General features: G+C 62.9%; 12 protein-coding genes. 11 read left to right on the top strand and 1 reads right to left on the bottom strand.

Annotated elements, in window-relative coordinates; all coding sequences use genetic code 11:
- Positions 1 to 78: 78 nt before the first annotated feature.
- The 8 genes from AC6JA3_RS18650 to AC6JA3_RS18615 all read left to right on the top strand — a co-directional run bounded on the left by AC6JA3_RS18650 (position 79) and on the right by AC6JA3_RS18615 (position 6624).
- Complete coding sequence (locus AC6JA3_RS18650; protein WP_026541791.1) at positions 79 to 504, top strand: CoA-binding protein; 426 nt, start codon at positions 79 to 81, stop codon at positions 502 to 504.
- An 84-nt stretch (positions 505 to 588) separates the two neighbouring features.
- The gene (locus AC6JA3_RS18645) at positions 589 to 1476 is read left to right on the top strand and encodes a polysaccharide deacetylase family protein (protein WP_497920461.1); all 888 of its coding nucleotides are present in this window, start codon (positions 589 to 591) and stop codon (positions 1474 to 1476) included.
- 9 nt (positions 1477 to 1485) lie between these two features.
- A complete protein-coding gene (locus AC6JA3_RS18640; protein WP_026548327.1) occupies positions 1486 to 1896 on the top strand; it encodes an MmcQ/YjbR family DNA-binding protein in 411 nt (136 codons plus the stop codon).
- 96 nt (positions 1897 to 1992) lie between these two features.
- A complete protein-coding gene (locus AC6JA3_RS18635; protein WP_497920460.1) occupies positions 1993 to 2619 on the top strand; it encodes a hypothetical protein in 627 nt (208 codons plus the stop codon).
- A 176-nt stretch (positions 2620 to 2795) separates the two neighbouring features.
- Positions 2796 to 4205, top strand: coding sequence for an N-acetylglucosamine/diacetylchitobiose ABC transporter substrate-binding protein (ngcE, locus tag AC6JA3_RS18630; RefSeq protein WP_026541795.1), 1410 nt, complete (start codon positions 2796 to 2798; stop codon positions 4203 to 4205).
- A gap of 5 nt (positions 4206 to 4210) precedes the next feature.
- Positions 4211 to 5227: a carbohydrate ABC transporter permease gene (locus AC6JA3_RS18625; protein ID WP_026541796.1), complete on the top strand. Its 1017-nt coding sequence runs from the start codon at positions 4211 to 4213 to the stop codon at positions 5225 to 5227.
- Positions 5227 to 6120 carry a carbohydrate ABC transporter permease gene (locus AC6JA3_RS18620; protein ID WP_026541797.1) on the top strand — a complete coding sequence of 298 codons (894 nt, stop codon included), beginning with the start codon at positions 5227 to 5229 and terminating at the stop codon, positions 6118 to 6120. Before AC6JA3_RS18625 ends, AC6JA3_RS18620 begins: the two co-directional genes overlap by 1 nt.
- Positions 6121 to 6303: 183 nt before the next feature.
- Positions 6304 to 6624, top strand: a complete 321-nt coding sequence (locus AC6JA3_RS18615) for a putative quinol monooxygenase (protein WP_026541798.1) — start codon at positions 6304 to 6306, stop codon at positions 6622 to 6624.
- Here AC6JA3_RS18615 and AC6JA3_RS18610 read toward each other — a convergent pair whose 3' ends face one another.
- Positions 6625 to 6918 carry a DUF503 domain-containing protein gene (locus AC6JA3_RS18610; protein WP_026541799.1) on the bottom strand — a complete coding sequence of 98 codons (294 nt, stop codon included), beginning with the start codon at positions 6916 to 6918 and terminating at the stop codon, positions 6625 to 6627.
- Positions 6919 to 7078: 160 nt separating this feature from the next.
- On the opposite strand from AC6JA3_RS18610, the gene AC6JA3_RS18605 reads away from it, so the two are divergent.
- The 3 genes from AC6JA3_RS18605 to AC6JA3_RS18595 are packed head-to-tail and all read left to right on the top strand — an operon-like array spanning position 7079 to position 12748.
- Positions 7079 to 9100, top strand: coding sequence for a hypothetical protein (locus AC6JA3_RS18605; RefSeq protein WP_497920459.1), 2022 nt, complete (start codon positions 7079 to 7081; stop codon positions 9098 to 9100).
- On the top strand, positions 9090 to 10790 hold the full coding sequence (locus tag AC6JA3_RS18600; RefSeq protein WP_497920458.1) for an ArnT family glycosyltransferase: 1701 nt from the start codon (positions 9090 to 9092) through the stop codon (positions 10788 to 10790). The genes AC6JA3_RS18605 and AC6JA3_RS18600 overlap by 11 nt, the downstream gene beginning before the upstream one ends.
- Positions 10790 to 12748, top strand: coding sequence for a glycosyltransferase (locus AC6JA3_RS18595; protein ID WP_026541802.1), 1959 nt, complete (start codon positions 10790 to 10792; stop codon positions 12746 to 12748). Before AC6JA3_RS18600 ends, AC6JA3_RS18595 begins: the two co-directional genes overlap by 1 nt.
- The last annotated feature ends 58 nt before the right edge of the window (positions 12749 to 12806 follow it).

The raw sequence follows: 12806 nt of genomic DNA, 5'->3' as shown, positions 1-12806 counted from the left end.
GGCTAAGCAGCTTGGGCGCAAAAAGATGCAGATTATTCGGCAAAGCCGCTCACTGACAGGCGGGAGTAGGCTTGGGTCATGATGCATGTCAACGATCCGGCGGTAGTGGAACGCTTGATGCGAACAAAAGGTACCTGGGCCATCGTTGGCCTCAGCACCAACCAATGGCGCTCCGCTTACGACGTCTCCCTCTACGTCCGGGACAAGATGGGCATGGAGATCATCCCCGTCAACCTCAAAGGGGAGGATGTCCACGGAGAGAAGGGATACAAGACCCTTGCCGACATCCCGGAGTCAAGGCACCCGATTGACGTTGTGGACTGCTTCGTCAATTCCCAGCGGGTTGGCGCGGTGATCGACCAAGCCATTGCGATCGGCGCCAAGGCGGTGTGGCTCCAGTTGGGCGTATTCGACGACGAAGCCACCCAGCGCGCCAAGGACGCGGGCCTGGAAGTGGTAGTGAACTCCTGTCCGGCACGCGAAGGCTGGCACTACGGCTTGTGATTCCGCGCCTTGTTCCTCTGTTAGATTGCACCTGAATCATTTTTTGAGTCTTGGGGGACAGCCATGCCGGGCGGCCATTCTGCGGTGCCACTTTCCACTCCCAGCAGACGGGCGGCCTTCGGACTCCTGGGTGCGTCCATGGTGGCCGGCCTGTCTGCCTGCACGCCGCCTGAAAGCACCCCACCTGAAAGTTCGACGCCGGCGCTGACGCCCAGTGGCGCTGCCGCCTCGCCCGAAGCGCCGGGTCCGAATGGTGCGCTGGCCGTCGGAGGCGAGATTCCGACGTCGTCCGCTACTCCCACACCAACTGCCACACCAAGCCCGACCCCGGCCAAGCGCATCCGGCGCACCTTCATCCCGGACTACCAACTGCCGCCGATCGTGGGCGGATTGGCGCCCGTGATTACCAAGATCGAGACCAAGCACCCGGTGGTGTTCCTGACCATCGATGACGGAAACATCAAGTCGCCGGAGTCGGTGAAGCTGATGGCGGAGTACGACTACCCCGCCTCACTCTTCCTCACCAGGGACACGGTGGCCGATAACCCGGCCTTCTTCAACGCGTTCAAGGCCCAGGGCAGCCTGGTTGAGAACCACACGGTCAGCCACAACATCAACATGGTCCGGCAGTGGGGTTACCAGCAGCAGGTGAACGACATGGTGGGAATGCAGGAGTACGCCTTCGCGCACTATGGCCGCCGGCCCACGTTGTTCAGGCCTCCGGGAGGTGCCTACTCCACCGTGATGCGCCAGGCCGTTGCGGCGTCGGGCATGAAAGCGATCATCACCTGGGAAGCGAAGGCCAACGCCGGAAAAATGGACTACCAGGTGGGCAACTCCTTGCGCCCCGGCGACATTGTGCTCATGCATTTCCGTGCTGAGTTTGCCGCAGACCTCGCCGCTTTCCGTGCCGCCCAATTGGCTGCAGGACTGGAAGTGGTGCTGCTGGAGGACTTCCTGGGGGTTGAGTAGGCTCGCTCCATGGACGTTTCCACCCTCCGTGCGATCTGCCTCGGCTTTCCCGGCGCCTTTGAAGACTTTCCGTTCGGACCCGAAACGTCCGTCTTCAAGGTCCGTGCCGCCGTCGCCGGTGGTGCACGCCACGAAGCCAAGATGTTCGCACTCTCCACCATGGATCCGGACAACTGGTCTGTGAGCCTCAAGTGCGAGCCGGCGCTGGCAGAGCAACTCAGGGCAGCAAATCCTGAGATCACCGGCGCCTGGCACATGAACAAGACCCACTGGAACGGCGTGCGGCTGGATGGGGCGCTGTCCGATGCCATGGTGCGGGACATGGTGGAGGACTCCTATGACCTGGTGGTGGCCACCCTCAGCCGCAAACAGCAGGAGCAACTGGGCTGGGCGCGGCTGGCAAAACCGCAGGGCAGCTGACACACCCGCGCACACCCTCCCCACGGCGCTGACATGGGACTAGATTGATACTGCATACCTAAGGACCTCAGCCAAGCGCTGGTCAGGAGCGGTTTGATGCTGGATCAGAAGACACTGGACCACCTATGGAATTTCCGCGATCCGGCAGCCTCGGAAGCCGCGTTCAGGGCCGCGATGACCGGGGAAAAGTACGACGCCGACGAACGCGCCGAGCTCGCAACCCAGCTTGGGCGGGCCATCAGTCTGCAAGGCCGCTTCGAGGAAGCCGACGCGCTCCTGGACGGGATCGACGACGACGAACCCACCGTGGGCGTACGCATCCTTTTGGAGCGTGGCCGGGTTTTGAATGCCGGTGGCCGCTCTGCCATGGCCGTTCCGTTGTTGGAACAGGCTGCCGAGTTGGCGGACCACCTTGGTGAGGAATTCCTGGCCGTGGATGCACTCCATATGCTCGCGCTTGCGGACACCGCACACGCCGAGGTGTGGATGCGAAGTGCCTTGGAATATGCCTCCACGGCCTACGATGAGCGAACCAAGCACTGGATGATTGTTTTGCACGTTGCCTTGGGGACGTTTCTGCGGGGTAAAAACCGGCTCACGGAGGCCTTGGTGGAGTTCCAATTAGCCGAACAATGGGCGGAACGACTGGGATCCGAGGCCCATGGGGCGTTGGCCCGGGAAGCCATCACTGAGTGCGGAAAGGCCCTCGCCGAAGGCCCGTAGAAAGATCACGCTTTGACAAATGTTGATCGAAACTGCCGCGAAATATTGATTTTCGATCATTCGTGGTGAATTATGTCACAGAAGGTTGGTGCTGCCAGAGCGCCAACCCAGACTGTCTGACTGAACGGCCTTCCTGCCGCAACAGTCGACACTACGAGTCACTGGAGGGTTTAGAAATGAACGTTCAGCACCAGTCCGTCGGTCGCCGTGGATTCCTGCGTGGAGCACTCGCTGCAGCCGTGCTCGTGCCCATGGGGGGAACCATTGCTTCATGCGCCGCGGGTGGCGGCACCACCACCGCCGGCCCCACGGGCACCGTCTCCGACACCAACCCGTTCGGCATGGCTGACAAGGCCGCCCTCGACGCCGTGATCTTCAAGGGTGGCTACGGGATCGACTACGTCGAGTTCGCCGGCAAGATCTTCGAAAAGACACATGAGGGCTCCACAGCCAAGATTTCCCCGTCAACGGACATCGCCCAAGAACTCCAGCCCCGCTTCGTCGGTGGCAACCCGCCGGACCTGATCGACAACTCCGGCGCCAAGGCCATTGGCTTCAGCACCATCCTTGCCCAGCTCGAGGACCTCACCAGCGTTGTGGAGGCCAAGAACCTTGAAGGCAAGGTCATCAAGGACACCCTGTACACAGGCGTACTGGCTCCGGGCACCTTCGACGGCAAGCTTGCTGCACTGAACTACGTCCTGACCGTCTTTGCTGTTTGGTACTCGGACTCCCTGCTCAAGGAAAACGGCTGGACCGTTCCGAAGACCTGGGATGAGATGTACGCACTCGGCGAGCAGGCCAAAGCCAAGGGCAAGTACCTCTTTGTCTGGGGCAAGGAAGCTGCCACGTACTACCAGGAACTGGCCATTGCCTCCGCCATCAAGGAAGGCGGCGACGACGTTCGCCTCGCCTTGGAGAACCTCAAGGCCGATTGCTGGTCGCACCCGGCCATCCAGTCCGTCTTCACGGCCCTGGACAAGATCGTCAAGGCCGGCTTCTTCAAGCCCGGTGGTTCCGGCACCCAGTTCACAGCCGCCCAGGCACAGTGGAGCAACGCCCAGGAGGCCGTGTTCTACCCCTCGGGTTCCTGGATCGAGAACGAAATGAAGGACCAGACCAAGGCCGGCTTCAACATGATGGGTGCCCCGGCCCCGTCCGTGAGCGCCAGCCCCAAGATGCCGCAGACAGCACTTCACAGCGCTGCAGGCGAGCCGTTCATTGTTCCGAGCCAGGGCAAGAACGCCGCCGGTGGCAAGGAGCTGCTCCGGATCATGCTCTCCAAGGAAGCTGCCACCAACTTCGCCAAAACCAAGCTCGCACCCACGATCGTCAAGGACACCGTCCCGGCCGATGGTTTCGGGTCCACGGCCCTGGTTTCGCAGACGAAGATGCTCAGCGACGCCGGCGAGAACATCTACACCTGGAACTTCATCGACCTGTACGGCACCAACAAGGACCAGCTGGTGGTTTGGAACACCTTCCTGGACGGCAAGTCCGACGTTGCAACCCTCACCTCGGCACTCCAGAACATCACCGACAAGGTCCGCAATGACAGCTCGGTCAAGAAGATCGAAGTGAAGTGACTTCAGTGAAAACTCAGCAGAGCCGGAACGACGACGGCCTGGCCGCCGTCGTTCCGGCGCCGGCTCCACCGCAAGTGATTAAGCGGCGGCGGAAGCCGTTGACGTGGGACAAGGTCAGTTTCTTTGCCGTCTTCCTCGGACTGCCGTTGGCGATCTACCTCTTGTTCGTCATTTGGCCGTTCATCCAGGCGTTCGGATATTCGTTGACGGACTGGTCCGGTTTTTCGCCGAACCAGAACTTCATCGGCCTTGAAAACTACGTGAAGATCTTTACCGACGACATCTTCATGAAGGCGATGTCCAACAACATCGTCCTGGTGATCTTCCTCCCGATCATCACCATCATCCTCAGCTTGGTCCTTGCCTCGCTGGTAACGGTCGGCGGAAGCAGCAAAGGCCAGATCAAGGGCTTGCGCAATTCCAGCTTCTACCGGGTGGTCTCGTTCTTCCCGTACACCATTCCCGCAGTGGCCATCGGCATCATGTGGGGGCAGATCTACGATCCCTCCGGCGGGCTGCTGAACGGCATCCTCACCGGGATGGGCCTGGACCAGTTCAAGGACTTCGCTTGGCTGGGTGACAAGAACACCGCCATGATCGCCACGATGTTCGTGATTGTGTGGGGCTTCGTAGGCTTCTATATGGTCCTGTTCGTCGCCGGCATCAAGGGCATTCCTGCGGAGCTTTTCGAGGCCGCCAGGATCGACGGCGCGGGCCGCTTCCGGACCGCAATGTCCATCACCATCCCGCTGATCCGCGACAACATCCAGACCGCCTACATCTATATGGGCATCCTGGCACTGGACGCGTTCGTTTACATGGCCGCGCTGAACTCCGGCGGTGGTCCGGACAATTCCACGCTGGTCATGGCACAGCAGTTGTTCTTCACGGCTTTCAGCAAGGGACAGTTCGGTCTCGCCAGCGCCATGGGCGTTGTGCTGGCCATTGCCACGCTGATCTTCTCCGGATTGGTGTTCCTGGTCAACCGGCTCACCGGCGGCGATAAGGATGTGAGCCTGTAATGAGTACCAAAGTCTCAACTCCGGAAATGAAGTCACTGCACTTCCAGCCCCGGACCCCGGCAACCACAAAGGGTGACAAAGTGGTGGGAGCGGTGTCCCACACTGCGCTGACCATCTGGACGCTGATCGTTATCCTGCCGCTCCTGTGGACGTTCATGTCCTCCTTCAAGACCTCCAGCGAGATTTTCGCTTCGCCGTTCGCCCTGCCCGGTGAATGGAAGCTGGACAACTACGTCAAGGCCTGGAGCGAAGCCGGCATCGGCAGCGCCTTCCTGAACTCGATCATTGTTGTGGCAGCAGCGCTGGTGATCGTCATGGTCCTGGGCGCGATGTGTGCCTATGTCCTGGCGCGGTACACCTTCCGGGGCAGCAGGGCCATCTACTACCTGATGCTGGCAGGCCTGACGTTCCCGATCTTCCTGGCCATGGTGCCTTTGTTCTTCGTCCTGAAGAACATGGGACTCCTGAACACCCTGCCCGGCCTGATCCTGGTGTACGTGGGCTTCGCGCTCCCGTTCACCGTGTTCTTCCTGTTCTCCTTCTTCAAGTCGCTGCCGCACGAAATTACCGAAGCAGCAGCCCTTGACGGCGCGGGGGAGTGGCGGACGTTCTTCCAGGTCATGCTGCCGATGGCAAAGCCGGGCCTGGCCTCGGTTGCCATCTTCAACTTCCTGGGTTTGTGGAACCAGTTCCTGATTCCGGTGTCCATCAACGCCGCCGGCCCGCGTGTCCTCTCCCAGGAACTCGCAGCCTTCGCCGGCCAGATGGGCTACGCGGTGGACTACGGCGCGCTGTTTGCAGCCGTCAGCGTCACCGTCATTCCGGTGCTCATTGTCTACGTGATCTTCCAGCGCCAGCTGCAGGGATCCGTTTCGCAGGGCACGTCCAAGTAGTTCGAAAAGTAGTGCACCCAAGCTAACAAGCAGCGTTCGACGGCGGTCCCCACCTTTTGGTGGGGGCCGCCGTCGAGTTTTTGTACAGCTCCCGCCCTTTAGAAGGCCGTTTAAGGGCATTTCCTGTACAAAAACTCTGTCAGGATGGAACGGAATCTGTAGTGCAACGAAAGGCAGCAGCCCGTGATCTTCATTGTGGTCAAGTTCAACGTCAAGCCCGACTGGTCCGAGCGCTGGCTGGACCTGGTGGCCGACTTCACCGAGGCAACCAGGGCTGAACCCGGCAACCTGTGGTTCGACTGGTCCCGCAGTGTGGACAACCCCCACGAATTCGTCCTGCTCGAAGCGTTCCAGGACGACGCCGCGGAGGCCCACGTCAACAGCGATCATTTCAAGAAGGCCATGGCGGACATGCCCCAAGCCCTCGCGGAGACTCCGCACATCATCAGCCGCCAGCTCGAAGGCAGCGGCTGGGACCGCATGGGCGAGTTGACCATCGACTAACTAGTCCTCGCTGTGGATCTCCCGTTGCCGTGCGCTGAGCAGCTCAAACTCCGGCCGGGCAGCCACGAACCGTTCGACGGCGTCGAGCATTTGCTGCAGGTGGGCGTGATCCGGGGCTACCAGCGCAGCCCCGATCAGTGCCCGCCGATGCTGGTCCTGAAGCCCGGTTTCGGCAGCTGAGACCTCGAAGCGCCGTTTCAACTCGGCGAGCAGCGGCCTCACCAGGGAGCGCTTCTCCTTGAGGCTATGGATATCTCCCAAAAGGACATCGAATTCAACCCAGCCGATCCACATAATTCATTATCACCGCAGGTCAGGGCGGGAGGAATGCGTTCTTGAGGGAATCTTGAGCCAATGCAGCAAGGGGCCTTGAGTTCCGTTCGGCAGTGTCTATGAGGTTGGCCCCACAACGGCTGACGGACTCATTCGCTGCTAGCTACCCAGGACTGCAATCGTGCCCCAAACGCCCGCCGGACCACACCTCCACCGTCTGTCCCGACCCCACCCGGTCAGGATCCTGCTCGCCTGCGCCGCAACGCTCACGCTGGCCACCGTCAGCGCGTTGGGGATTGCCGCTTCACCCGCCACCGCCTCGCCGGCGGCCGGCGCACCGGCTGATGGAGCAGCTGTACGGGCATCATCGAGCGTCTCAGCCCTGGCGGGCCAGGCCGAGCAGACCATCGTGGTGCCCGTCACGGCAGGGCTGGAACCCACCAGGGTGAAGGGGACCATCGCGGTGTCGGGGAAGCCCGAGGGCACCGTCCGGGCAACAGTCAACGGCAGGATTGTCCTTGAAAGCAACGCAGCTGCCACCGTTGCCTTGGACCAGGCAGTCAGCAACGCCGACGTCGTGGGCCAGCAGCTCACGGTGGGGCTGCAGTTCGTCCCGGTGACCCAGACCATGTGCGTCGTCTCCAACGCCACCGCCACCCTGAACAACCTCCAGGTGGACTTCAGCGGAACAGCCAAGGCTCCCACCACAGTTGGCGAGTTCTTCCCGGCCTCCGTGCCCGCCGTCGTACTTCCTGTGCCGTCGGATCCCGGCGCGGATGTCTCCGCAGCGATCATGACGGCGTCGGCCGCCATGGCCCAGCGCTACCCGGACGCTGCCATCACCACGGTTCCCGAATCCGAACTCGAGGCGCGCACAGCCGGCCTTCCGGCGGGCAGCCGCATCCTCAGCGTCGTCGCCGACCAAGGCGAAACCGCCACCAAACTGGCCACCGCGGCCGGCCTCCCGCAGCTGGTCCTCAGCGGCCACGACGACGAACTCCGCACCGCCGCCAGGGCCCTGGCCAGTGACAAGACGGCGCTCGCCGTGACGTCATCGGTAACCGGGCTGACCTCTGCGCTGCCAGCCGCTGCCGGGCTGACCCAGAGCCTCAAGGACCTGGGCAGCACCACCCTCAAACTGTCCGGCTACGGCACGCCCGAATCCTATGTCGGCGTCACCCAGTCGCAGTTCGGTGGGCCCGTTTCCTCCGTAAAAGTCCAGCTCAAAGGCACACACACCGCAGTCCCGGAAAACGCCAAGGCGCAGCTCTCGGTTTTCTGGAACGACTACCTGCTCAGCTCCAGGAACCTCGACGGCGGTGACACCTTCACGGTGGATGCCGACGTTCCAGCTGGACAGCTCCAGGCCAGGAACGGACTCCGTATCCGGCTCGCGGCACTTCCCGCCGGCGGCGACTGCAACGGACCCGCCGGCGTCATGCCCATGGAAGTCACCGTGGACACCGCGGGATCCACCCTCACCGCTGTCCGTGGCGGCTCCACCAAAGCCGGCTTCGCCCGGTTCCCCCAGGTCCTCGGCCAGAGCGTTCCGGTGGCCTTCGGCGATGGCAACGCCCAAGCCAACACCATCAATGCGGCCACGTTGGTAGCCTCCCTGCAACGTGGAAGTGCTTCCCTGCTGGAGACCAAGGTGGTGGGCATCGACTCCCTGGCTGGCTCCACCGAGTCCGGGATGGTGGTGGGTGCCACCGCGGAGGTTGCCAACAAGCTTTCCGCACCCCTGCGGTTGGCGGAGTTCCGCACCATCTCGCCCGACGACGTCGAATTCGGCGTGGGTGCTTCTGCTCCGTACGGCGTGCTCGAAGCCTTTGAACAGGGTGGGCGTGACCTGCTGCTGCTCGGGGCCTGGGCGCCTGAGGGCGACACGGCTGCGGCCGGCACGCTCCAGGCCTCTCTGGCCTCGCACGTGGGTGGCGTTGAAGGCGGCTGGGCATCGTTGTCCCGGAACCTCCTGGTCACCCAGCCGTCCGGAACGCCCGTCCTGCTGGAGAGCAATGTGGTGGTTCCCCAGAAGGCCGTTACCGACGATTACCGTCCCTATGCCTGGTGGATCGCCGGGGCAGTGGTGGTGCTCGGCCTGGCGTATGCTGCACGGACCGTGCTCTTGAGGCGGCGTGCCCGGGCGGCGCGGGCCTACGTGGATGCTGAACAGGCGGCGGGCAATCCGGATCATGGCAACTAGCGTCGCCACCCGGCCGGGAGCAGCCCACCGGCAGCCCCCGGCGGCTCTGCTGGGATCGGCGGCTCTGCTGGTCCGGCAAGGCTGGGTTCGGCTCGGCGCTCCTGTGATGGGCCGCAAGGTTCCCGGCACTCGAATCGTCGCGGTGGTGTCGCTGCTGGTGGGCTACCTCGCTTGCCTGTACACGATCGGCCACGGCACCAACCTGGACTATTCGGACGCGCAAAGCCACCTGACCATCGCCCGGCGCATCTTTGACAGCAAGGCGCCCGGCTTTGAACAGCTGGGCACCGTTTGGCTGCCCATGCCACACCTGCTGCTGGCCCCGTTCGTGCTGAACATGTGGTTGTTCAGCACAGGCTGGGCCGCGGGAATCCTGGGAATGCTGGCACTGTCCGCCACTGCCACCGGCCTCTACTTGATCGCGGCCCGGCTCGGATTGGGCCGGGCCGGACGACTGTCCACCACTCTGGTGGTGCTCGCGAACCCCGCAATCCTGTACGTCTACACCACGGCGTTGACCGAACCGGTGCTGATCATGTGCATGGTGGGCGGCATGGCCGGCCTGGCGCATTGGGCAACCAGCCGGCGTCGAATGAGTGCCGGAGAGCTGGCTGTCTTCGCCGGTATTCCGTCGGCCGCGGCAGTGCTGTCACGGTACGAGGGCTGGGCGCTGGTGATGACAGGGACCATCTTTGTCCTGGTCGTGTCCATGCGCCGTACCCGGGCTTGGCGGGAAGCGTTGATCATGGCCGGCGGCTATGTGATGATCCCGGCCGCGGCAGTTCTCTGGTGGATTTCCTACAACTGGGCCATCTATGGAAACCCGCTGGAGTTCATGTTCGGGCAATACTCCGCTTACGCCCAGCAAAAAAACATCACCGACGGCGGCTTGTTGCCTACCAAGGGCAACCTGGGGCTCACGTTGTCTACTTTCCATTGGTCGCTGCTGGAGACATCCGGCGTCGTCGTCCTTGCCCTGGCGGCTTGTGGCGCGATCGTACTGGTCTTCCGGCGCGGCTTCTCCAACAGCACCCTGCTGGTGGCGGTGACCGGCAGCGCGTACGCCTTTGCGCTGCTGAGCCTGTTCCTGGGCCAGACCGCCATCAACAACGATCACTCCCTGCCCTCGACTTGGTGGAACAACCGGTTCGCCCTGACGGCCTTGCCCCTGGTGACCATCCTGGTGGCTGTCCTGGTGGAGGAGGTCACCCGGCCGTTGCGGCTCAGGGCCGTTGTGATCGGCGCTTTGCTGGCCGGGCTGGTGATGCAAAACGCGTGGTGGGGTGCGGACCCGGCAGGCCGGCTTGCCGTGTTGGCAGAGGGCCGGATGTCCGCAGAATCCACCGCGAACTCCACCGCCGCCGCGCGATGGCTCAACGAGCATTACCAGTCCGGCGGAATCCTCATGGATGAGAGCGCCAGGGGCAACGCCGTGCTCCCCGTCATGGGAATTCCGCTCAAGGAAATCTATAACCGGGCCTCCGGAGACTACTTTTCCCCGGCGCTGGAGGACCCCGCAAAATTCGCCCGCTGGGTTTTCGTCAACGTTGAAGCCGGAACAGGGGCACGGGATTCGGGGCCCACGGACCTGGTGTACCAGGCAATCGCTGCGAACAAATCGTTCACTGTCCGCTACTCCGTGGTTTTCTCGACTCCCACCCACCGGATCTATGAAAGGTCCTCCTACTGATGACGCCTTCTTCGCCCGTTGCGGACGGCACGCTCAACCGGCAATCCATCGGCCAGGCACTGCTCGCAGCCGGACTCGTCACCCCGGAACAGCTCCAGCGTGCGTTGGACCGGGCCGCCAGCGAGGGCGGATTGCTGGGCCGGCACCTGATCCTGGAAGCCGGGCTGGACCGCCGTCGGATTTATGAAGTCCTGGCGCAGCACTGGGACGCGCCGCTGGTGGACCTGGTGGCCGAACCGGTGGATGACCGGCTGATGGAGATGCTCGGCTACAGCGCCGTGGGCGAACCGCAATGGTTGCCATGGCAGATGGACGCGGGAGTGCTGACGGTGGCTACTGCCGTGGCTCCTTCCGCGGCCATCGCAGAGGAAGCGGCCCTGGCGTTCGGTGCCCGGGAGGTCTTTTTCCGAACCACCACCGATTGGGACATCAACCAGTCAATCCAGCGGTCCTTCCGCCGCCATCTCCTCTACGAATCCGCCGAGCGACTGGCCGAAGAGCGGCCGGGAGAATCTGCCCGCACCGCGCTGACCCAGTGGCAGCGCGTCCTTCCGGTGGTCCTGGTCCTGGGAATTGCCGCAGGATTCGCGCTGTCCCCGCTGACGGCGGTCATCGTGCTGTTGGCAGCAGCAAACATCGTGTTCCTGGTGAGCATCGGGTTCAAGACACTGGCCAGTCTTCGCAGTCCCTTTGACCGGAGGAATGAAGCAGCCGTGGCCAAAGCCAGGGACAAGGAAAGAGTAAGCCGCGGCCTGCCGGCCTTGGCAGAGGAACGGGTTCCCGACGGCGAACTGCCCGTCTACACCATCCTGGTACCGGTGTTCCGGGAAGCGAACATCATTGACAAACTCCTGACCAACCTGGGCCAGTTGGACTACCCCCGGTCCAAGCTGGACGTCCTGGTACTCCTCGAAGAGGACGACGCCGAGACCATTGCCGCCGCGAAAGCGTCACGGCCACCGGAGTACGTCCGGATCCTCATCGTGCCCAAGGGTGAACCGCAGACCAAGCCCAGGGCATGCAACTACGGACTGACGTTCGCCCGCGGTGAGTATGTGGTCATCTACGACGCCGAGGACCGGCCCGAACCCGGCCAGCTGCGTGCATCCATCGCCGCGTTCAAGCAGGACGCCTTCGAGCGCGAACACCTCAACCCGGACCGTAAGCCCCTGATCTGCGTCCAGGCTGCGCTGAATTACTTCAACGCGGACCAGAATGTCCTGACCCGGATGTTCACCATCGAATACACGCATTGGTTCGACTCGATGCTCCCCGGCCTGGACAACTCAGGCATACCGCTTCCCCTGGGCGGCACCTCCAACCACTTTGTCACTTCGCTGCTCAAGGAAGTGGGCGCCTGGGATCCATGGAACGTCACGGAGGACGCCGACCTGGGGCTCCGGGCTGCCGTGGAGGGATACCGCGTGGGCGTGATCGACTCCACCACCTGGGAAGAAGCGTGCTCGCAGGTTCCGGCATGGATCAAGCAGCGCACCCGCTGGATCAAGGGCTATATGGTGACCTCGGCCGTCAACACCCGGAACACGGTGCGCTACATCAAGAGCACCGGCGTTGCAGGCGCCGTCGGGTTCCTTGGCCTGATCCTGGGCACGCCCCTGGCATTCCTGGCCTACCCGCTGGTGGTGGGCTTCACAGTAGTCACGTACATCGGCTACGACATTGTTGGACTGGTCCTGCCCACATGGCTGCTGGTGGGCGGCGTGGTGTCCATGCTGTTCGGCAACGCCATGATGATCATCGTCTCCGGCGTGGCCACACTCCGCCGGCATGGTTGGCGGATTGCCATCTTCGCCCTGCTCAATCCGTTCTACTGGGTGCTGCACTCCATAGCGGCCTGGCGGGCGGCATGGCAGATGCTTACCAGCCCCCACAAGTGGGAGAAGACGCCGCACGGCCTTGAGGCCGAATACCACGACGACGGCCACTGGGTTGGGTGAGGGCGGGCTCGCTTAAGCGGGACCCGGCCGGGTTCCACAGCTGATCTTGATCAAATCT

The organism is Arthrobacter sp. TmtSoilC79, assembly GCF_059739405.1.
Note: the sequence above shows the minus strand (reverse complement) of the source record. Positions and strands in the feature narration are given on the sequence as shown.

What these genes read in the sequence shown, in the direction of transcription:
- AC6JA3_RS18635 (WP_497920460.1), top strand. Translation starts at nt 1,993, where the DNA reads ATGCTGGATCAGAAGACACTGGACCACCTATGGAATTTCCGCGATCCG.
- AC6JA3_RS18620 (WP_026541797.1), top strand. Translation starts at nt 5,227, where the DNA reads ATGAGTACCAAAGTCTCAACTCCGGAAATGAAGTCACTGCACTTCCAG.
- AC6JA3_RS18640 (WP_026548327.1), top strand. Translation starts at nt 1,486, where the DNA reads ATGGACGTTTCCACCCTCCGTGCGATCTGCCTCGGCTTTCCCGGCGCC.
- ngcE (WP_026541795.1), top strand. Translation starts at nt 2,796, where the DNA reads ATGAACGTTCAGCACCAGTCCGTCGGTCGCCGTGGATTCCTGCGTGGA.
- AC6JA3_RS18650 (WP_026541791.1), top strand. Translation starts at nt 79, where the DNA reads ATGATGCATGTCAACGATCCGGCGGTAGTGGAACGCTTGATGCGAACA.
- AC6JA3_RS18595 (WP_026541802.1), top strand. Translation starts at nt 10,790, where the DNA reads ATGACGCCTTCTTCGCCCGTTGCGGACGGCACGCTCAACCGGCAATCC.
- AC6JA3_RS18610 (WP_026541799.1), bottom strand. Translation starts at nt 6,918, where the DNA reads ATGTGGATCGGCTGGGTTGAATTCGATGTCCTTTTGGGAGATATCCAT.
- AC6JA3_RS18600 (WP_497920458.1), top strand. Translation starts at nt 9,090, where the DNA reads ATGGCAACTAGCGTCGCCACCCGGCCGGGAGCAGCCCACCGGCAGCCC.